13 protein-coding genes, 1 pseudogene and 1 riboswitch are annotated in these 21,572 nt (G+C 41.9%); of the genes and pseudogenes, 11 read left to right on the top strand and 3 right to left on the bottom strand.

Features of this window, described 5'->3' with window-relative positions; all coding sequences use genetic code 11:
* Positions 1-146 precede the first annotated feature (146 nt).
* Genes Q5O24_13610 through Q5O24_13600 form a run of 3 tightly spaced genes read left to right on the top strand, consistent with a single transcriptional unit; the run spans position 147 to position 3,882 of the window.
* Complete coding sequence (locus tag Q5O24_13610; protein WKY47374.1) at positions 147-545, top strand: (deoxy)nucleoside triphosphate pyrophosphohydrolase; 399 nt, start codon at positions 147-149, stop codon at positions 543-545.
* 11 nt (positions 546-556) lie between these two features.
* Complete coding sequence (locus Q5O24_13605) at positions 557-3,526, top strand: DEAD/DEAH box helicase (GenBank protein ID WKY47373.1); 2,970 nt, start codon at positions 557-559, stop codon at positions 3,524-3,526.
* Positions 3,527-3,540: 14 nt separating this feature from the next.
* Positions 3,541-3,882 carry a hypothetical protein gene (locus Q5O24_13600; protein WKY47372.1) on the top strand — a complete coding sequence of 114 codons (342 nt, stop codon included), beginning with the start codon at positions 3,541-3,543 and terminating at the stop codon, positions 3,880-3,882.
* A gap of 35 nt (positions 3,883-3,917) precedes the next feature.
* On the opposite strand, the gene Q5O24_13595 is transcribed toward Q5O24_13600, so the two are convergent.
* Positions 3,918-5,270: an MATE family efflux transporter gene (locus tag Q5O24_13595; protein WKY47371.1), complete on the bottom strand. Its 1,353-nt coding sequence runs from the start codon at positions 5,268-5,270 to the stop codon at positions 3,918-3,920.
* 234 nt (positions 5,271-5,504) lie between these two features.
* Here Q5O24_13595 and Q5O24_13590 point away from each other — a divergent pair, with 234 nt between their 5' ends.
* Both Q5O24_13590 and Q5O24_13585 read left to right on the top strand, forming a co-directional pair.
* A complete protein-coding gene (locus Q5O24_13590) occupies positions 5,505-5,714 on the top strand; it encodes a hypothetical protein (GenBank protein ID WKY47370.1) in 210 nt (69 codons plus the stop codon).
* Between the two features lie 22 nt (positions 5,715-5,736).
* Positions 5,737-5,949 (top strand): hypothetical protein, encoded by a 213-nt coding sequence (locus tag Q5O24_13585; GenBank protein ID WKY49275.1) that lies wholly within the window; start codon positions 5,737-5,739, stop codon positions 5,947-5,949.
* Here Q5O24_13585 and Q5O24_13580 read toward each other — a convergent pair.
* Positions 5,916-6,688: pseudogene (locus Q5O24_13580) on the bottom strand (IS5 family transposase). The gene Q5O24_13585 and the pseudogene Q5O24_13580 overlap by 34 nt on opposite strands.
* Positions 6,689-6,957: 269 nt before the next feature.
* Between Q5O24_13580 and Q5O24_13575 the strand changes: the two are divergent.
* From Q5O24_13575 to Q5O24_13560, 4 genes are all read left to right on the top strand, one after another.
* Positions 6,958-7,329 carry an ABC transporter ATPase gene (locus Q5O24_13575; GenBank protein WKY47369.1) on the top strand — a complete coding sequence of 124 codons (372 nt, stop codon included), beginning with the start codon at positions 6,958-6,960 and terminating at the stop codon, positions 7,327-7,329.
* A gap of 264 nt (positions 7,330-7,593) precedes the next feature.
* Positions 7,594-9,879 (top strand): EAL domain-containing protein, encoded by a 2,286-nt coding sequence (locus Q5O24_13570; GenBank protein ID WKY47368.1) that lies wholly within the window; start codon positions 7,594-7,596, stop codon positions 9,877-9,879.
* Positions 9,880-9,967: 88 nt separating this feature from the next.
* Positions 9,968-10,963: a diguanylate cyclase gene (locus Q5O24_13565; protein WKY47367.1), complete on the top strand. Its 996-nt coding sequence runs from the start codon at positions 9,968-9,970 to the stop codon at positions 10,961-10,963.
* Between the two features lie 143 nt (positions 10,964-11,106).
* Positions 11,107-11,190, top strand: a riboswitch (NiCo riboswitch).
* A 131-nt stretch (positions 11,191-11,321) separates the two neighbouring features.
* Positions 11,322-12,230, top strand: coding sequence for a cation diffusion facilitator family transporter (locus tag Q5O24_13560; GenBank protein ID WKY47366.1), 909 nt, complete (start codon positions 11,322-11,324; stop codon positions 12,228-12,230).
* A 126-nt stretch (positions 12,231-12,356) separates the two neighbouring features.
* Here Q5O24_13560 and Q5O24_13555 read toward each other — a convergent pair whose 3' ends face one another.
* On the bottom strand, positions 12,357-14,504 hold the full coding sequence (locus Q5O24_13555) for a carbohydrate-binding domain-containing protein (GenBank protein WKY47365.1): 2,148 nt from the start codon (positions 14,502-14,504) through the stop codon (positions 12,357-12,359).
* A 364-nt stretch (positions 14,505-14,868) separates the two neighbouring features.
* Between Q5O24_13555 and Q5O24_13550 the strand changes: the two genes are divergently transcribed.
* Entirely contained in the window at positions 14,869-18,036 is a 3,168-nt protein-coding gene (locus tag Q5O24_13550; protein WKY47364.1) for a methyl-accepting chemotaxis protein, read from the top strand.
* Between the two features lie 276 nt (positions 18,037-18,312).
* Positions 18,313-21,402, top strand: a complete 3,090-nt coding sequence (locus Q5O24_13545; GenBank protein WKY47363.1) for a methyl-accepting chemotaxis protein — start codon at positions 18,313-18,315, stop codon at positions 21,400-21,402.
* Positions 21,403-21,572 lie beyond the last annotated feature (170 nt).

Raw genomic sequence — 21,572 nt, 5'->3', positions numbered from 1 at the left:
ATTGGAATTATAGAAAACCATAGTTCCAAAAATTTTGGAAATTGGAACTATAAAATGATGGGCTAATGTAAAAGGCGAGATATAAACTGCATAAGTTCAAGTTAGATATCTGCACAAACAGATAGTCATTAGCAAAAGGAGACCCAATGAAACACCTAAACGTAGTAGCAGCCATTATCAAATACAAAGATGAAATTCTATGTATGCAGCGTCCTGAGTCAAAACACCAATATCTTTCTTTAAAATATGAATTCCCCGGCGGAAAGATTGAAGAAGGTGAGTCGAAAGAAGCAGCATTAGAGCGCGAATTAAAGGAAGAAATGGCGCTTGAAGTTACGGTTAAATCGGATAATTTCTTTTTAACTGTTAATCATCAATATCCGGATTTTTCAATAGAAATGCACGGTTTTTTAGTTTTTGTTCAGAATAAAAGCTTTGAGCGCTTAGAACATCATCATCATTGTTGGCTAAAGGTGGAGCAGTTAATGGGATTAGATTGGGCACCAGCGGATTTACCGATTGTTAAAAAATTAATGGATCGTTAGTAGGAGAGCAAGTGGAGTCAATTGAAGCTGTAAAAGCCGGTCTATTGGCTGGTTTAATTGATAAAAATTCTTTATCTCTGGAGCAATACCGGCCCCGATTATTAATCAATGATAGCAGTAAAGGGCAAAAAGTTCTAACTAGCTTGATTACAGAACTGCGTCAATGCGAGGAGTTCTTTTTTTCGGTGGCCTTTATTACCGAAAGTGGGGTCGTCTCGCTTTTGAACACTTTGATTGATTTAGAAAAGAAAAATGTTAAAGGCCGGATAATTGCCTCCAGATATTTGGAGTTTACCCAACCCAAGGCTTTAAAGCGGTTGTTAGATTTTAAGAATATAGATTTGCGGATTGTCACGAGCGGTAATCACCATACCAAAGGTTACATTTTTCGAAAAAAAGATGTCTACAGTTTAATTGTTGGGAGCAGCAACCTTACCCAAAACGCATTGTCATCGAACAAGGAATGGAATCTGAAAATCTCTTCGATGGAAAAGGGGTCTTTAATCCATGAAACCTTAAGTGAATTTGATACCTTATATCAATCTGCTATTCCTGTCACAGGCGAATGGATTGACCAGTACGAAGCGATTTACATCCGTAATTTGATTCAAAAAAGTCAGGTAAATAAACCAGAGAAAGGTGAAATATCAAATGTAGCAGATTATCGAAGTGGTTATCAAGTTGACTATCAAATAAGCACTGCAAAAACGCCGACCTTTCAGCTCGATCCGATTATGCCAAATAAAATGCAAATCAAGGCACTACTTGGCATTGATAAGCTTCGTGATGAAGGGGAAAAGAAGGCTTTACTGGTATCTGCAACGGGGACCGGAAAAACCTATCTAGCGGCTTTTGACGTAAGAAAAGTAGAACCGGCGAGGCTGCTTTTTATTGCTCACCGTGAACAGCTGTTAAATCAGGCTATGGAAAGCTTTAAGAAGGTTATTGGTGACCAGATTGAGTGTGGAAAATTAATGGGGAATTTAGCCAAAAGAAATATACGATATTTATTTTCTACAGTTCAAACTTTATCCAAAGATGAATATCTATATTCATTTAGACCAGATGATTTTGATTATATCATTGTTGATGAAAGTCATCGGGCGGGGGCTAATACCTATCAAAAGATATTAAACTATTTAAAGCCAGACTTTTTATTAGGTATGACCGCTACGCCAGAAAGAACAGATGAGCATAATATTTGTGCTGATTTTGATTATAATATTGCTTATGAAATACGGCTGCAAGAAGCCATGGAAGAGGATTTGTTATGTCCCTTCCATTATTTTGGAATCTCGGAAATTATGGTCGAAGGGCAATTGATTGATGATACCGTGGAATTTAAATATCTGACTTCAGATGAACGCGTTAATCATATTATTAGTCAGTTAAAGCGCTACGGCCATGATAGTAATAAGGTTAATGGACTTGTCTTTTGTTCGCGTAATGAGGAAGCTAAAACTTTATCTGAAAAATTCAATCTCAGGGGTTATAAAACTATCTCCTTGTCAGGTTCGGATTCAAGCGATCGGCGGGAAGAAATGATTCGACGGTTGGAAGGTGATGGTGATGACAAACTCGATTATATTTTTAGTGTGGACTTATTTAATGAAGGTCTAGATGTGCCGACATTGAATCAAATTATTATGCTGCGTCCGACCCAATCAGCGATTATTTTTGTTCAGCAACTGGGCCGTGGCCTGCGTAAAGCGCAGAATAAAGAGTTTGTTGTGGTACTTGACTTTATCGGGAATTACAAGAATAATTTTATGATTCCCATGGCTTTATCCGATGATCGAAGTTTTAACAAAGATACAATTCGTCGATATACAGTCGAAGGAACCCGGGTAATTCCAGGTGCATCAACCATCAATTTTGATGAGATTTCCAGAAGTAAAATCTACGAAGCCATCGATCAAGTCAATTTTGCTAGCGTCAAATACATGAAAGAAAGCTATCTAAATTTAAAGTATCGTTTGGGTCGAATTCCAACCTTTATGGATTTTGAGACCCACGATTCCATGGATTTAGAAGTTTTATTTAATAGCAATACTGGTTCATACCATGAATTTCTAAAAAAGTATGAGGAGGATTATTATTCTGAATTTAATGAAATTCAAGAAGTTATGATCACTTTTATTTCAAAGAAACTAGCGATAGGGAAAAGACCCCATGAATTGTTGGTGCTTAAATACATTTTAGAAGGGAAATTAAACCCTTTATCTGCTATGAAAAAGAAGCTGGAGACGGAATACAGAATTGAGATAAAAGAAAAAACGCTCACTAATGTGACCAATGTTTTGACCAATCAATTTCTCGCGGGAACTGGGAAAAATACCTTTAAATATGCAGTTTTTCTAGATGGTGAAAATGCCTCATCTGTCCTTTTAAAACAGCTAAAAGATGAGGTTTTTAGAAAATATTTGTTGGAATTAGTAGATTATGGACTGTTTCGAAATGCAAAATATTATGGAAACCGCTATCAAAACAGTGCCTTTTCCCTTTACCAAAAATATTCTTATGAGGATGCTTGCCGCTTGCTTGAATGGGATAAATGTGGAGTTGCACAAAATATTGGTGGCTATAAATACGATGAAAAATCGAAAACATATCCAGTCTTTATCAATTACCACAAAAGCGAAGATATCGATGCTTCAATCAATTATCAAGATCGGTTTTTATCACCTTCTCGAATAATAGCCATTTCTAAGCATAGAAGAAGGTTGAGCTCAAATGATGTTAGAACGGCGCTCGAGTCTCAGAAATATGGAATAGACATGGAATTGTTCGTACGAAAAAATAAGGATGATAAAGGAGCTAATGAATTTTATTACTTGGGAAAAATGATACCTACTGGTGAGGCTAAAGAGTTTTTAATGCGTGATACCAATAAAACTGCGGTAGAAATCAATTATCAGTTAGATGTCCCAGTACGTGAAGACATCTATGAGTATCTTTCTGATATTCCTGATGATATATAGATTAGGAGAATAAAATGAGTTTAGATATTATAATCGATGCCTGTGACAAAAAAATATTCTGTGAGAACTACGAATATCTTAATGAGGAATCGGATATCCCTTTTGACGAACGTTGCCAAATGAAGACCATTATCAGTCTGAAAAACGAGGATGAATTATTTGATGCCTTGTCTTTTATCGCGCTTCAGAACGAACAGGATTTTGATAACAATGTGTATACCATTTTTGAACAGGAAGATTTTGAAAACCTGCGCGATAGTTTTACGCTTTCTGAAGAAGTATTAGTAGCGGTCGAACAAATCCTTGATGAGGTGGACTTTTCTAAACAGGTTGTAACAATCTATCCCTGGTGGTGAAATAAGTTGATAAAACGTGTCAGCCACGTGGACTTTTAATTGGCAGGATCATTTTGCGGCCTGATTTTAAAGACGTTCCGTTGGCGATAAAAAAAGTACGCGCTGATAGCCAGTCCGAGGCCTTCGGCCAGGGGGAGAGCCAGCCAGATACCGTTGATGCCAACCAGACCTGGCAGCACGAGAATGGACAGAGCCTGTAGAACCAGAGTGCGCAAAAAGGAAATTAAGGCTGAAACTGTTCCGTTTCCTAGGGCTGTAAAATAGGCTGAGGCAAAAATATTGATGCCGCAGCCTAAAAAAGAAAGAGCAAATAGGCGGAAGCCGTAAACGGTCAGATCGATTAGTGGTCCATTATCAGGTATAAAGATGATGATCAGGAGTCGAGCAGAAACTTCGGCGACAGCAAACAGCAACAGCGAAATAAGCGCCAGAGCCCGCAGACAGATAAAAAAGAGTGAGCGCAGTTCGTCCCCATTGCGGGCGCCGAAATGGAAGCCAAAAACCGGTGCCACTCCTACCGAAAAGCCGATTAAAACAGCAGTAAAAACGAACTCTACATAAAGCATGACCGAAATGGCGGCCACTCCGTTCTCACCCAGTTCGCGCATCAGGATGATATTAAATAAGACCGTAATCAGCGATCGCGAAAGATTGGTTACCATCTCCGAGGCGCCGTTACCAAGACTTTTAAAAAGCAGACACCAGTTGATATCGGGTCGGACAAAATATAGGGAGCTGGTATGATTGAAAGAAAAATATAAGATTGGGAACAGCCCACCAACAACAAAACCGGCTACTGTTGCTGTTGCCGCACCGTTTAGTCCCCAGCCCAACCGGCCGACCAGCAGCCAGTCAAATAAAATATTGGTGATTCCGCTTAGAATACTCAGATAAAAACCCAGCTTGGGACGTTCGGCGGCAACAAAAAAAGTCTGGAAAAAGGCCTGCAGTAAAAAAAAGACAATCCCCAGACTACAGATCCGGCCATAGGCCACACAATCTTCTATGATTGCTTCACTGGCTCCCAGCCAGTAGCAGAGCGGAGTCATCAGTGTAAAAGTAAAAGCCGTCGCCGTCAATCCAAAAGCGAGTGTAACCAGCGTATAGAAGCTGAAGATCCCCCGCGCCCTGTCTGCTTGTCCACTGCCCAGTGTCTGGGCAACGGTGGCTGTCCCGCCAGTACCGAGCATAAAACCAAAGGCGGCGATGGCCATAATCAGTGGGAAAACGATATTAACCGTCGCCAGGCCGTAGCTGCCGACATAGCGCCCGACAAAAAAACCGTCAACCACCGAATAAATCGAGATAAATACCATCATCATAATCGATGGTAGGGCAAAGCGTAAAAGGCGGACCGAATTAAAGCGGTCGGATAACTGTATCTCCATTATAACTCCTGTTTCTTTAGTGGCTTTAGTTTATAAAATGCTCTGGTCTTTGTCAAGCGGCAGGTGAGAGGTGACAGTCATCTGCTCTCTTTCTGGAAGAATAGCTCAGTTATTTTTAATACAATATCACTTTATTCTTGACCAAAATAATTTTTCTTTGCTATATTGGCTTTAACTATTTAAAGCAAGTTGTCACATTGAAATAGTATGAAATAAGAAAAAGGGAGGATTATTGTGGAAGAGCGCAGGAAAAAAACAATCAGAACTAAGATTCTGGTAATCCCGTTAGTTTGTGTGGCAGCGGGGATTTTGATTATTGGGGTTTTGTCATCTTATCTGACCCGAAGAAGTATGCTTGATGAGATGGAGCAAAACGGTTATGCATCGGCCCAGCAATTGGTGAATCAGGTCGAAGCAAACAGCGCCGGAAGGCCATCATGTTAATAACTTCATACAAAGTAGAGAGATGGAGCGGATGGAAGATGTCCGTAAGGACAGCGAAAGTAACAACTATTTTAATATTGAACAGGTTTCCGATGTTGTTCAGGTTAATTCGGCGACAGCAGAAGAGCGTGCGGCCTCCAGTGAAGAATTATCAAGTCAGGCTCAGATACTTAGGGTGTGTCTGAAAAGTCAAAACACCAATTATTTTGACAAAAGCCAGATGCCAGCAATGTAAACAAAGCTACAAAACGAAGATGCCAGCTTGTCATAACGAGTCGCAACTCTACGAAAATGTTTGATTTTATTGAAAAAGCATTCAACCAGATGGCGTTCTTTATAAAGCCACCAGTCACAGTCCCAGGGTTCTTTGGTGTTTGACTTTGGCGGAATTGTATAGGTTGCACCCTGTGAAGTGATATAAGTCCGGATCTCTTTAGTTCCATAAGCTTTATCACCCAAAATGTTGGCATTTTTGATTTCAATGTTTGCCAGTAGACCAATTGCAGCGGTATTATCGCTAATCTGGCCGCCTGAAAGTTCAAAGTGAATCGGATTACCCAGAGCGTCGACGACTGCGTGAATTTTAGTCGTGTTACCGCCCCGGCTTTTACCGATGTATTGATTCACTTCTGCATTTACAGCCCCTTTTTAGCACCAGCACTGTGCTGATGCGCTTTTACAATGGTTGAATCAATGCTGAGATTTTCAAAGTCAGCATCGGTATTTAAGGCATGAAAAATATTTGCCAGTGTTTCGTCATCACGCCATTTACAGAAACGGCTGTAGACCGTTTTCCACGAACCAAAACGTTCGGGAAGATCTCGCCACGCAGCACCACTTCGCGCAATCCATAAAATTGCGTTGAAGATTAACCGATTATCTTTTGGCGGTCGACCAGTTTTCGCTTTGGGAAATAAAGCTTTAATCTGTTCCCATTGTTCGTCTGTAATTTCATAGCGTTTTGATGGCATTATCGTGCTCCCAACGTTTTGGTTTTATTTTAAAACGCATTGTGGTGATTGTAAAGATTTTGTTTTCAGACACGCCCTAAGGAAATGATTGGGAAATTCAGAATAAAAAACTGACAGCTTTATGACTAAAAAAAGAATCAGATAGAAAGAAGTTCAGGTTGCCAAGTAATTTGCGGCTTGAGCTTCTTTTGTTTTTTATGAATAAGTGCAATTAGTTTGGGTATAAAAAAACCAATCAAACTAGGATTCAGAGTTAAAGAGGAGGCTCAAAAATGAGTGAAAAATTAACAACGGTTCAATATTTGGGGAGTTTAAATGAAGTTTACCGTGTTCCGGAAAAGGGAAAAGGATTCGGAAATGCCTATCAGGAGTACGTTATTCGGCCCAAAGATGACCCCAGCATCGAACTGGGTCGTATAAAATTTCAAAAAGGGGCACGGCAGGAGTCCGATTCGGAAGAAGGCGTAATTGATTCTGATTTACTGGAAATTGTCAGAGACCGCTTAAAGCTTTTTCAGGAAGGTGAGTTTGCCTGTCAGGAAAATACCATGGCCCTGGTTCATATCGAAACAGCGATCATGTGGCTTAATCGGCGGGTTGAAGACCGGATTAAACGGGATGTCAGTGGGACCCACAAAAAATAATCGGTCAATATTTTGGAAAATTGAGATAAAAAATCTATAAAGTTTGAGTGCCCTTCTGAACGAGGGCATTTTTTGATTGTCTTGTTTTAAATAAGCGTTTATAATCATAGTTAATAGTATTTTGAAACTTAAATTTTCTGGCTTAATCTCTTACAATGCTGGATGAACTTATACCTGTATTCATGAATTACAAATACATCGCTGGAGGTTATCGTCATCAAGAACTATACGAAAGAGCTGCTTAATCCACTGCTTATCATATTGATGATTGTTTTCATCATTTTTACCATTCTTTTTAATATTATGCTGCGGGATTTTCTGGAAAGTAAAGTAACCTCGGAGCTCACGAAAGATTCGCAGATTATTGCTGAAGTAGTCAACACAGATTTTACCCGCTATGATGAAATCGTTCGACAAATGTTAACCAATGCTGAACTGCTGGATTATCTTAAAGCCTCCACAAGCTATAGTGAGCACCAAAAAAATCCTATGGCAGACAGAATTACTTCTATTGTTGCCGATATTCAGGCCAGTGATGAGGATATATCCCTGGTATGGCTGGGCAGTCGAGCGATGAACGGGATTATTACACCGGATAAAATGTATGTCAGTCCGGACTGGTTTATTCTTGAGCAGCGGCCATGGTACACGGATATGTTGTTGAGTGATTCACTGATTACCCATTCCCAGCCTTATGTGGATGTGGTAACCGGGGATCTGATTATTTCAATTGTTGCGCCAGTATATGATGGTGAAGAACTGATTGGAAATGTCGGCTTGGATATCAGTCTTAAAACCATTAAGAACTTTGTCCAGTCCTATAGCTTCAGTGAGAATGGATACGCATTTTTGCTCTATAAAGATGGTCAGTATATTGTTCATCCAAATGCTGCTTATGTGATGAATAAAAGTATTTTTGACGAAAATAATCAGCTGGCAGAAATCGGAAGTCAGATGCTTAGTGGAAGTTCTGGTATTGTTGAATATGTGGAAGATAAAACGGACTATTATGTGGCTTACAGTCCTATAAAAAGCAACGACTGGTCGGTGGGATCGGTTATCCCCAAAAGTGAATTGAGAAATCAGCTGATGATTTTAAATATTATGAGCCTGATCATTATCATTGCGGAAGTCATCATTTTAATCGGTTATATTTTTAATCAGCGACTCAGCCGGGATTTTTCAGAACTGAAGAAATTGTACGCAGATATTCAGGAATATTCTGTTCAGTTAACCGCTAAAGATGAATATATCAAAAACCTGGCTTATCTGGATCCTTTAACCGGGATTGCCAACCGCCGCCGCTTTCTTGAGTATCTGGAAAATGCATTGAGCAGCCATCATCCGGGGGCTGTGATTATGGTTGATCTGGATAATTTTAAAGAAATTAATGACACTATGGGCCACGTATTTGGGGATAAAGTTCTGCAGGAAATCGTTGGTTTGCTGATGCAGCTGGAAGTCAATGAACACCTTAAAATCAGTCGATTTGGCGGTGATGAATTTTTGGTTTTGATAGATAATATTGAAGAGCTGGAAAAAATTGACCAGCACGCAAGGGATATACTAAAGGTCTTTTCTGAAAAAATTATTGTTGCCGATGAACTGGTTTCGATTGGAGTCAGTATGGGGATTTCACTTTTCCCTAACGACAGCAGGCAAATTGACCAGTTGATTATGAATGCGGATTTGGCCATGTATCGGGTAAAAAGATCCGGCAGAAACAATTATCTGTATTTTGATAAAAGTATGACTGACGAGATGATGGAGAAAACCCGAATTACCAGTAAGCTCAAGGGCGCATTGACTAATGGTGGTTTTACTCTGCTTTATCAGCCGCAAGTTGATGTGGAAACCTGTAGCGTGTTTGGTTTTGAAGCATTAATCAGACTAAAAAGCAACGAGTATTATCCCCAGACCTTTATTCCTGTAGCTGAAGAAGATGGCAGTATCATCGCTATTGGTCGCTGGGTTGTGAATGAGGTGGTCACCCAGTTGTCCCACTGGCGGGAAAAGGGTCTGATACTTAAGCCGGTGGCCATTAACTTTTCAGCCAAACAAATGGAGGATTCCGGTTTTGCTGATTATTTGGATCGTCTTTTAAAAAAGCATGATTTGTCTCCGGAACTGATTGAGATCGAAATCACTGAAACGGCCATTATGGAAAACAAGGAAGAGGCGATGAAAGTTCTGGATGCGCTCAAGGCGATTGGTGTTCACTTATCTTTGGATGATTTTGGTACGGGCTACTCTTCGCTCAGTTATCTGACCTTTATGCCGATTGATAAGATTAAACTGGATAAAAGCCTCTGTGACCGATATCTGGAAACGACAACTCAGCGGGTGATTGAAAATCTTATCGATATCTCCCATACGCTGGGGATGCAGGTGGTCGCCGAGGGAATTGAAGACAGCAGACAGTTTCAGTTGCTTAAAAAGAGCGGCTGCGATTTTATTCAGGGTTACCTTTTTTCAAAACCGGTTAATACAATGCAGACAGAGATGATTTATGATCAGGTGTTTGAAGAGTGTACAGGCGACATGTCGTAAATTTGTAAAAGTATGAGAATTAAAATACTGGATTAATCATCAGCTAATTGTGTATAAAATAAAAATTAGTTTACTTGGAGGAAGTTGCTTGAAGAATATTGAAGAAGAAATCCGTTTATTGCTTAAAACCTATCTGGATACATATTTTTTAAACAGAGATTTTATAGGAACAATGAAAATGATTGGCCCAGGTGTCAGTGGTTTTGGGACAGGTTTAGATGAAAGGGCTTATAATTATAATGATTTTGAAGTGCTATTCACCAGAGATTTTGAGCAGGCTCCCGAGCGCGTAAATTATGAGATAATTGATTCAATAATAAATGGTTTTGGTGATCATACTGGAATCGCCTGGTGTGAACTTAATATCAGGACCCATATTATGGATCAGGAAGTAAAGATCAACAACTTGCGATTAAGTCTGGTATTTATTAAATCGCAGGACAAATGGTTGATTGAACATATGCATATTTCACTCCCAACTGATGCCCATGAGGGTGATGAAACTTATCCGATAAAAGAACTTGAGGATCGCAATAAAGTACTGGAAAGGATGGTGGAGGAGAAGACCAGGAGTCTTCATGAAGCGGTCAAAGAAATCAGCAGAATAGCGGTCACTGACAAATTAACCGGACTATTTAATCGTAACCGGATTGATGAAGCCATTAATCAGGAAATTCATCGGGCTAAACGATATAAAAAGAACTTTTCGATTATTTTGATGGATATCGATTATTTTAAAGAGGTCAATGACAGCTGTGGACACCTGACAGGTGATAAAGTGCTGGCTCAATTTTCACGGTTGCTAAATGACCATACCAGAGAAACCGATATTTTAGGACGGTGGGGCGGTGAAGAGTTTATTATCATCTGCCCGGAAACAGATCTTGATGAGGCCCTTTTGTTGGCGGAAAAACTCCGTCATGCTGTTGAAAGCTATCAGTTTTTAGAGATTAATAAAAGAACAGCCAGTTTTGGGGTTGTTGACTATCAGGTTTGTGATACCTATGATAGCCTGATCAGCAGGGTTGATGCAGCTTTGTATCAGTCAAAAAATCATGGTAGAAACTGCGTTTATTGTGGCTGAATCGGGCTTAAGCGAGGTTTGCTTTTGAGTGTTTAAGAAATTAGAACTAAAAATAGGGAATGAAGTGTTCAGTTTTTGTCGGTTATTCTTGACAAACACCAACTGAGCATGCTATTCTTTAAAAACTCTTTGCACTGCAATTAAAGGTACAAACTGAGCAGACCGTGACGGAATGTCATGGGGTCGGGTCACAAGGTGACAGTGGAATTTTCATCCGCGGGACAGTACACAGCTGATTCGCGGATTTTTTGCGTGAAAAATAAAGAAATAGAAATTGATCAGAGATGAAATCTAAGCTGATCATGAAAAGCTGTAAGGAAATTGCTGCAAGGCAATCTTAACTTTGGAGGAATTAGAAATGGAACAAAACAGTCAAATAACGTCTGACGATTTTCAGAAAGTTATCAGACAGGTATCAGTGGTATCAATCATTGGGAATATTATCCTGTCGCTTTTCAAATTAATGGCGGGGATTATGGCCCACTCGAACGCCATGATCAGTGATGCGATTCATTCTGCTTCAGATGTTTTTTCGACCTTTGTGGTACTGATCGGAGTCAAACTGGCATCTCAGGAATCGGACAAAGAACATCCTTACGGACATGAACGAATGGAATGTGTGGCTGCTATTATTCTGGCGGGGATTCTTTTTGTGACTGGTTTAGGGATTGGTTTTGAGGCACTAAAAAACATCCTGGCAGGTAACTATAAAAATCTGGCAGCGCCTGGAATGATGGCTCTAGTGGCAGCACTGGTCTCTATCATTGCCAAGGAAGCGATGTACTGGTATGCTCGGATTAATGCCCGAAAAATTGATTCCAGCGCACTAATGGCAGATGCCTGGCACCACCGTTCCGATGCCCTTTCGTCAGTGGGAGCGCTGATTGGAATCATGGGGGCACGAATGGGCTTTCCGATTATGGATTCGGTAGCCAGTCTGATTATTTTTGTCTTTATTGCCAGAGCTTCTTACGACATTTTTCGGGATGCCGTTGATAAGATGGTAGACCACTCCTGTGGTGAAGAAACTGAACAGCAGATCCATGATTGTGTCATCAGAAATGACCAGGTGCTGGGTATTGATTTATTAAGAACCAGAAAGTTTGGCAATAAAATCTATGTCGATATTGAAATTGGCGTGGAACGTACCTACACCCTGCAACGGGCCCATGAAATAGCTGAAGGGGTCCATAAAAATATTGAAGAGTCCTTTCCCAAGGTCAAGCATATCATGGTTCATGTTAATCCGGCTGGGGATATAAGTTAACGAGATTTGCACAGAAAACATTGAGAAAAATTTCCCGAATTACAAATGTATGGAAAACGATGAGATCTATAAATAAAAAGCTGCAGCAAACTTTTTTGTTTGCCGCAGCTTTTTTAAACTATTGGATTAGATTTCTGTATCTGTTGGCGGGGTCATCGGATCAAGACCGGGATCTGGTCGATCGCCCATATCGCCACCGGGGCCGCCACCGCCCTGATTACCGCCGCCTGTGATCGTATCGGTCTGTTCAATAGTCGTCGATTCACTACCGGCTGTTAGAGTGTAGGTTGACCCCACAGCGATAGCAGGTGTGCTAATGATTACAGTCTGATAGTCTTTAACTGGACTGTAGGAGACTAACATATTGCCATCGGCATCAGTAAGACTCAGCTCAGTTCCACCTGAAACAGTTGAAGAGAAAGTATAGAGCATAGCTGCCTGGGTAGACGTATCAGAAAAATTCTGAACCATACCGGAGCTGCCGGCAAATACGACTGTCCCGCCGCTGATATCAGCGGTCCCGTCATAATCTAAAGCGCCATTGCCGCTACTGGTCGGACCACTGACCAGAACTGTGCCGCCGGAAATATAGAGGTTGCCGTTGGAGTCAATGCCATCGCCTTGGGCGTCAATATTAATGGTGCCGCCTGCGATTGAAATATAAGCGTTGGTGTCGGTTCCCATCATGCCACCGCCGCCATCAGGCTGTGTTCCATCGTCAGGCATGGTACCGTCATCTGGTTTTGTAGGTCTGGTTCCGTCATCAGGCATTGTACCATCTGGCATTGTGCCATCATCAGGCATTGTTGGCATTTCACCAGCAGCTGGATCGCTTATATCAGTAGTGGTATCATCGCTTGTTGCGCTTGCCGCGTTTAAGCCGTCATCGGTAGCTGTAATATCAATGATACCATCTTCAATGATGACTGCTGTTCCTTCGATTCCTTCGGTGCAGTTTTCAATATTGAAAGTTCCATCCGCAATATAGACATAGCCTCTGGTCGAATCGTCGTCATTTTTAGAAGTAAGACCCTTACCACCGGATGAGTTGAGGTTAAAGACCCCATCGTAAACCTTGAGGGCATCTTTACCTTTTAAACAGTTATCGACTGCACTGATATTATAAGTACCGCCGGTAATTACCAGATCATCTTTTGAAACAATGGCGTGCTGGTAATTGGCAGTAATGTTTAAAGTGCCGGTTCCGTTAAGACACAAATCGGTTTTCGAAAAGATGACCGCATCAACTGTGTTGTCGTCAGTCTGGATATATTCGTCTGAGTTATCGGTTAAGGTGTTGGTCGTTCCATCGGCTAGAGTAATAAAGACCTTATCGGCATTTAACAAATAGATTGGTGCATTGGTGCTGTTGTAGATACTGACACCATTTAATACGATTTGTACTTTATCATCATCACCGGCATTCACAAGAATTTGTCCGTCGCTTAAATCACCGCTGACAATGTAGGTGCCGGCAGCCGTGATGTTTAGGGTGTTGCCGTCGACTGCTGCGCCATCACCGTCAACGCTAATATCACTGCCGTTAAAAATGACTTGAGTTGCGTCACTTTCATCGTATGTTCCGCTTAACTCGCGCTTAGAAAATTCGGTGTCTAACTCGATAGTAGAGGTTGGAGAAGTTACAAAACTGTAGATTTCACTACTTTCGTCGCTTGCTTCGTCCGTGTCCTCATCGGTGGAGTTGTCACTTGAATCAGTAGTAACTATCTGGACTTCAAGTGCTTCAAGGCGTCGACCAAGACCGGTTGTTCCCAAATCTTCGCCGTCAGAAACCCAATCGGTATCACCCTGATCCTGGATATGTCCGCGATACTGGACGGAATAACCGCTCAAAGTATTACCGGAATCATCAACAAGCCGAATGCGAATAGCTTCAATCCGCTCGCTTTTTCCTTCAGTTCCGGCAAATTCGCCGTCAGCGACCCAGTCCATCCAGCCTTCATTTTCAACATGAACCTGATACTCGATATGGGCCCCATCTGGAACGTCTCCGGTCAGTTCAATCCAGAAGCCTTCAAGTCGAAGTCCCTGTCCTTCGGTGCCCAGCTCGTCAGGACCCTGTATCCAGCTGTTATCAAGGGGATAGTCGCCGGTGTTTTGGATATGTCCACGATATTCCACGCTGAATTCAGAGATATCAGCAGTTATTTCAGCAGTTGGGGTGATAAGGTCTGTTGCAGCAAAAACGTTGCCTGATAGCGCCATCGTCAGCACTGCAGCGGCTGAGAACACACGCATTTTTGTTTTTTTCATTAAAATCCTCCTGATTGCTCATTTTATTGATTTTCTAAGAATAAGTCTCGAAGGTGTTGTTTGTGTGAACGGGCAGTGAGAAGTATATGAAAGTAAATGGGATGTTAAGAAAGAATTAAGGAAGGATTAAAATGTAATAAATTTGTTTTTAATTAAGTAAAAATATCGCTACGAGCAATTTTATTAGTTTTAAAATAAATAGTTAGCCGTTATAATTATAATAATTTCATTGATTAATATTGAATCATTAAGAATTGCGTTTTTTCAAAAAAAAAACAAAATATTTTTAGATAAAAATAAGCGCAAGCCACTCTAATCTGTTATAATAACACAGTTTAATACATATGGATGGAAAGGAAATATAATGGAGAAAGATTTTAAATTGGGGATGCGTTTAACGACTAAACTCATTCTGATGACTGTTCTGATTCTGATAGCAGCAGCAACCGTCATGGGCTTTTTTTCGGTTAGTCGCGGGACATCTATTATTGAAACGGAAAACGCGCAGGATGCCGATGATTTTGTGTCGGAAAGCGCCAATCATATAGGAGCGATTATTGAAAGTCACTTTGGAGTATTGAATGAAGTGGCTCAAAGAGATTCTGTGATCAGCATGGACTTTGAAACTCAAAGTGCCGCTCTGGCTGACGATATTTCGCGGTTGGAGTTAGAAAATATTGCCATAATGGATATGAATGGTCATGCTAAATACATTGCTGAGGGTGGTGAATTTGACGCCGCGGGCCAGTCTTGCTTTGAAGATGGCCTGGCAGGAAATTTGTGTATCTCAGATGTGGTTGAAGATCCGGTGACTGGTGAGCCATCAATTTTCGAGGTTGTTCCTATTAAAAATAATAATCAGGTTGTTGGCCTGCTGGTGGCCCGCCGTGATCCGACTTTCATGACTGATGTGGTCAGTGCTCTTGGTGACGGAGAAAATCAGTATGCCCTGGTTATGAGTGCAAATGGTGTTCTGATGGCCCACCCAAATGCAGAGTTAGTCATGCAGAAACTCAATATTTATGAGACCGCTCATAGTGAAAATGAAACCGACCTGGCCCTGGGATTTGTCCTTCAGGACATGGATTTAAGTCAGGTTGCAAGCATTTACTATGAAAAATATGGAGAACCTAAAATTGGCCATATTGCCCCAGTTCCTGGGACGACCTGGACCCTGGTTATATCGGAATCCCAGGAGTTTATGCTGCAGCCGATCAATGATCTGAAAAAAGGGATTATCTTAATTGCCTTTTCAACCGTTCTTGGTGGGGCGGCAATAGCCCTTTTTGTCTCTCGCATGATCGCCAAACCGGTAATCGCCGCCAACGATATGATTAAGGAACTCGATCTAGGTCATTTAAGCAAGCGGGTTGAAATCACTACCCGTGACGAAGTCGGGGAAATGAGCGCTTCCCTTAATCATATGGCCGGAAATCTGCAGAGTAATGTTGTTGGCCTGATGCAGCAGATTGCAAATGGAGACGTTTCGGCTGAACTGGAAATTATTGATACTGAGGATGAGATTACTCCGGCACTAAAAACTACAGTTGAAACCATTCGTGGTCTGATTGCTGAAGCCGCATCATTGTCTGAAGCTGCTAAAGCTGGCAAGTGGGAAACCCGAGGCGATGCTGAGGCCTTTGCTGGTGGCTTTAAGGAAATTGTACAGGGAGTCAATGAAACCCTGGATATTGTTGTCGATCAGATGGTCTGGTATGAAGGAATCCTTGATTCACTTCCTTTCCCAATCAATGTTACGGATAACAATATGAAATGGACCTTTATGAACCGTGCTTTTGAAGCTTTTCTGGCTGGCAACAGTGATATTAAAGATCGTGAGTCCGCTATTGGAATGGATTGCTGGAATGCTGGCTCTGATATCTGCCAGACAGAAAACTGCGGGATCAGACAACTGGTGGATCACAATAAGTCAGAATCATTCTTTGATTATAAGGGCAGTAATAATAAGCAGACCACTGCCTATCTGAAAAATAAAAAGGGTGAGAATATCGGTTTTGTGGAAACAATTACTGATCTGACAGAAATCATGAGAGTCAGCAATTATACGTCTGCTGAGGTTTCACGTCTGGCTTCTAATTTAAGTCTTCTGGCCCAGGGGAATATTGATTTTGATCTGAACCTGACTGAAGCCGATGAATATACAACTGAAATCAGCACGCAGTTTGAAAAGATTAGAGATAATATGTCTGAAGTAAAAAATTCAGTGGAACACCTGATCAATGATGCGACCATGATGGCTCTGGCCGGTATTCAAGGTCAGCTGGATACGCGGGCGGATGCATCGTCTCATCAGGGACAGTTCTCGGAAATCGTCGTCGGTTTAAACGGCATTATGGATGCGGTAGTAGGACCGGTCAAGGAAGCTTCGGCAACCCTTAAAGAATTGTCACAGGGGAACCTGAACACTGAAATGTCCGGCTTCTATAATGGTGATTACGTTCAGATTAAAGATGATATGAATCAGACTATCAGCTTCCTGAAAAGCTATGTCACTGAAATAACCAGTACGCTGACAGAAATCGGCCATGGTAATCTCGATCTGGAAATTACCGCCGACTATCTGGGCGACTTCCGCGCTATCAAGGATGCCTTGAATGCCATCACTACTGAATTAAGCGCAACACTTTCAACGATCGGCGATGCCTCCAATCAGGTGGAAGCCGGTGCCAATCAGATTTCTGATGGTGGACAGGCTCTGTCCCAGGGTGCATCCGAACAAGCGGCAGCTATTCAGGAACTTAATGCTTCAATGGATGAAGTAGCCAATGATACTTCCCGTAATGCAACTAACGCAAATCAGGCCAATGCTCTTTCCAGCGATGTGAAAAACAGTGCTGAAGCGGGTAATTCCCAGATGGATGAAATGGTTGGCGCGATGAATGATATTAATGAATCGTCCAACAATATCTCTAAAATTATCCGGGTGATTGATGACATTGCCTTCCAGACCAATATTCTGGCCCTAAATGCCGCAGTGGAAGCAGCTCGGGCTGGCCAGCATGGCAAAGGCTTTGCCGTGGTCGCTGAAGAAGTGCGAACATTGGCAGCTCGAAGCGCTGAAGCAGCTAGAGAAACAACTGAGCTGATCGAAGGTTCAATTAATAAGGTTGAAGCTGGAACGGCAATTGCCACAGATACTGCTGAAAGTCTCAAGGGAATACTTGCGAAGATTGAGAGTATGACCAGCCTGGTGGGTGAAATAGCTAATGCATCAAATGCACAGGCGACTAAGATTAATGAAATCAATACCGGGATTGAGCAGGTTGCAAAAGTAGTCCAGACAAATTCGGCAACAGCCGAAGAAAGTGCTGCAGCCAGCGAAGAATTGTTAGGCCAGGCAGAGCTGTTGAAGAGTCGGGTTTATGCATTTAAACTTAAAAAAGGTGGCAGTAGCAGCTATCAGGCTCCAGCCGCTAAGCTGGCCCCTAGTCAGCCGACAGAAGATGTCAGCATTGAACTTGATGATTTTGATATGAATAGCTTCAATGATTTTAACAGTGACAAATATTAGACTGGAAGATAGCAAATTTATAAAAGAAACGGGACGGTTTACTCTAACAAACCGCTCCGTTTTTTATGTTTTTTGAAGAATAGCAAGTTGGTGGAAAATAAAAACGGGGTAATAGAAATTAGTTTTTGTTGAACTGATTTTTAAATTATTACTTGTAAGTAGAAAAATAAAAAAATTTGCAAAAAAAAGTTTAAAATTATCTATTTAAATGTGCTTAAAAATCACTCAACTTGGCTATAACTATATACACATGATATTTTTAGAAAGGATATAGTTATGGAGAGAAATTTTAAACTGGGAATGCGTTTAACGACTAAGCTTATTCTGATGACGGTGCTGACACTTATTGCGGCGACGGTTATTCTGGGCTTTTTTTCAGTCAGTCGCGGGACAGAAATTATTGAAACTGAGAATGCCCTTGATTCCAATGCCTATGTTTTAGAGAGCGCCAATCATATTGGAGCGATTATTGAAGGGAATCTGGGAAAGCTTGAAGTGGCTTCTCAGGGTGTAATGATTACCGGCATGAATTTTGATGAGCAGTCTCAAGTCCTGCCAGATATTGCCGAAAAACTTGGTTATGAAGATATTGCAGTCATGGATATGGATGGACATGCCAAGTATGTCATAGGTGGCGGTGAATTTGAGGCTGGAGATCGCTTCTGGTATCAGGAGGGGTTTGCTGGTAATCTGGTTATATCTGATGTAGCAGTCAGCCTGGTGACTGGAGAGCCTTCCGTTTTTGATGTGGCTCCGATAAGAAATAACGGAGAGGTTGTTGGTCTGCTGGTTGCTCGTCGTAATCCGGCTTTTTTAACTGAAGTGGTCAGTGGTCTGGGCGATGGGGAAAACCAGTATGGACTCATTATTAGTGAAAACGGTGTCCTGATGGCTCATCCCAATCAGCAATTAGTAATCGATGAGACCAATATCTATGAAGCAGCTGAACAAGAAACTGATCTTGCACTGGGTTACGTTTTACAGGAAACGGATCTCAGTCAGGTTGCAACGATTTATTATGAGCGCGAAGGCGTTGGTAAAATTGGCCATATCGCACCAATTCCTGGAACTACCTGGACCCTGGTGATCTCGGAGTCCCAGTCATTTATGCTGGAGCCGATCAATAACCTCAGAAATGGGATTCTTTTGATCGCTTTCTTAACTGTTCTTGGTGCAGCAGCAGTGTCGTTTTTCGTATCTCGTCAGATTGCCAAGCCGGTTGCTGCGGCAAATAGTACCTTGCAGGAAATTAATCGCGGTCATTTAAGCAAGCGGGTCAAAGTTACCACACGGGATGAAGTTGGGGAGATGAGTAATACCCTGAATCAGATGGCTGATAATCTGCAGAACAATATCGTTGGATTAATGAATCAGATTGCCCAAGGAGATGTGTCAGCACAACTTTCAGTGGCTGATGACCAGGACGAAATAACACCGGCGCTTATAACGACGGTCGAAACAGTTCGTGCTCTGATTGCGGAAGCAAGTTCTTTAGCTGATGCTGCCAAGGCTGGTAAATGGGATACTCGTGGGGATGCACAAGCATTCTCTGGTGGGTTTAAGGAAATTGTCCAAGGGGTTAACGATACCCTGGATATAGTTGTTGATCAGATGGTTTGGTATGAAGCTATTTTGGATTCGGTACCATTTCCGATCCATGTGACTGATAACGACATGAAATGGGTATTCATGAATAAATCCTTTGAAGACTTTCTGGTTAATAATGGTGCAATACAAGATCGAGAATCTGCTAAAGGAATGGACTGCTGGCATGCCGGAGCAGAGATATGCCAGACGGAAAACTGTGGGATCCGTCAGCTGGTTGATCACGATAATCCGCAGTCTTACTTTGAATGGCATGGACGAAATAATAAACAGGATACAGCTTATCTTAAAAATGCAAAAGGTGAAAACATTGGTTTCGTGGAGACTGTTACTGATTTGACAGAAATCATGCGGGTCAGTAACTATACAGCTGCTGAAGTTTCGCGTTTAGCCGCCAATTTAAATCTTCTGGCTCAGGGGAACATTGATTTAGATCTGAATCTTATGGAAGCAGATGAGTACACGACTGAAGTCAGTAACCAGTTTATAACGATTAGAGATAATCTGTCAGAAGTAAAGAATTCTGTAGAACATTTGATTAACGATGCCACTATGATGGCTCTGGCCGGGATGCAGGGGCAGCTTGATACCAGAGCGGATGCATCGGCTCATCAGGGTCAGTTTTCTGAGATTGTAGTTGGTTTAAATGGCATTATGGACGCAGTGGTAGGTCCAATCAAGGAAGCGTCAGCCACGCTTAAGGAACTTGCCCAGGGGAATTTAAATACCGAAATGACGGGTATTTACAATGGTGATTATGTCCAGATTAAAGATGATATGAACCGGACCGTTACCTTCCTGAAACGTTATGTCAATGAGATTACCGAGACCTTGACAGAAATTGGACAGGGCAACCTGGATCTGGAAATTACTGATGATTATCTGGGGGATTTCCAGGCCATTAAGGATTCGCTCAATGGCATTACCAGCGAGTTAAGCTCTACCTTGGCAACAATCGGTGAGGCTTCCGGACAGGTGGAATCTGGAGCAAACCAGATTTCTGACGGTGGACAGGCTCTTTCTCAGGGGGCATCAGAACAGGCGGCGGCCATACAGGAACTCAATGCCTCGATGGAAGAAGTGGCCGGTGATACCTCTCGTAATGCTACCAATGCCAACCAGGCCAATGTTCTCTCCAGTGATGTGAAATCCAGTGCGGAGGATGGTAATAGTCAGATGGATGCGATGGTTGTGGCCATGAATGATATTAATGAATCATCCAATAATATTTCGAAAATCATCAGGGTTATTGATGACATTGCCTTCCAGACCAATATTCTGGCCCTAAATGCCGCAGTGGAAGCAGCTCGGGCAGGCCAGCATGGTAAAGGTTTTGCCGTAGTTGCTGAAGAAGTAAGAACTCTGGCAGCCAGAAGTGCTGAAGCGGCCAGGGAAACGACTGACCTGATCGAGGGCTCTATCAGTAAGGTTGAAGCTGGAACCACCATTGCTAGTCAGACCTCTGAAAGCTTAAAAGAAATTCTTGATAAAATTGGCACCATGACTAATCTGGTAGCAGAAATTGCCACAGCTTCCAATGATCAGGCAACCAAGATCAATGAAATCAATACCGGGATTGAGCAGGTCTCCAAAGTTGTCCAGACAAACTCGGCAACTGCCGAAGAGAGCGCTGCTGCCAGTGAAGAGCTCCTGGGTCAGGCTGAACTTCTAAAAGGGCGGGTCAATGCATTTAAACTTAAAAAAGGTGGCAGTAGCAGCTATCAGGCCCCAGCCGCTAAACTGGCCCACAGCAGCCGATAGAAGATATTAGTATTGAACTTGATGAGTTCAAAACGATCGAATTAGACGATTTTGAAAGTGATAAGTATTAGGAACCAAAATTGATTGCTGTATGACAAGGGGTGATCTTGTCATACAGCTGATGTGGCAGTCAGACTTGTAACCTGGAAATGGCAGATATAGGCCGAAGA

It is taken from the genome of Eubacteriaceae bacterium ES3, assembly GCA_030586155.1.
In the GTDB taxonomy this organism is placed as follows: domain Bacteria; phylum Bacillota; class Clostridia; order Eubacteriales; family Eubacteriaceae; genus Acetobacterium.
The sequence above is the reverse complement of the archived record's forward strand: the minus strand, read 5'-3'. Positions and strand labels throughout refer to the sequence as shown.

Bases quoted from the DNA above. Each gene is read 5' to 3' on its own strand.
- Q5O24_13600 (WKY47372.1), top strand. From the start codon at position 3,541: ATGAGTTTAGATATTATAATCGATGCCTGTGACAAAAAAATATTCTGT.
- Q5O24_13585 (WKY49275.1), top strand. From the start codon at position 5,737: ATGGAGCGGATGGAAGATGTCCGTAAGGACAGCGAAAGTAACAACTAT.
- Q5O24_13595 (WKY47371.1), bottom strand. From the start codon at position 5,270: ATGGAGATACAGTTATCCGACCGCTTTAATTCGGTCCGCCTTTTACGC.
- Q5O24_13570 (WKY47368.1), top strand. From the start codon at position 7,594: ATGATTGTTTTCATCATTTTTACCATTCTTTTTAATATTATGCTGCGG.
- Q5O24_13610 (WKY47374.1), top strand. From the start codon at position 147: ATGAAACACCTAAACGTAGTAGCAGCCATTATCAAATACAAAGATGAA.
- Q5O24_13550 (WKY47364.1), top strand. From the start codon at position 14,869: ATGGAGAAAGATTTTAAATTGGGGATGCGTTTAACGACTAAACTCATT.
- Q5O24_13545 (WKY47363.1), top strand. From the start codon at position 18,313: ATGGAGAGAAATTTTAAACTGGGAATGCGTTTAACGACTAAGCTTATT.
- Q5O24_13555 (WKY47365.1), bottom strand. From the start codon at position 14,504: ATGAAAAAAACAAAAATGCGTGTGTTCTCAGCCGCTGCAGTGCTGACG.
- Q5O24_13575 (WKY47369.1), top strand. From the start codon at position 6,958: ATGAGTGAAAAATTAACAACGGTTCAATATTTGGGGAGTTTAAATGAA.
- Q5O24_13560 (WKY47366.1), top strand. From the start codon at position 11,322: ATGGAACAAAACAGTCAAATAACGTCTGACGATTTTCAGAAAGTTATC.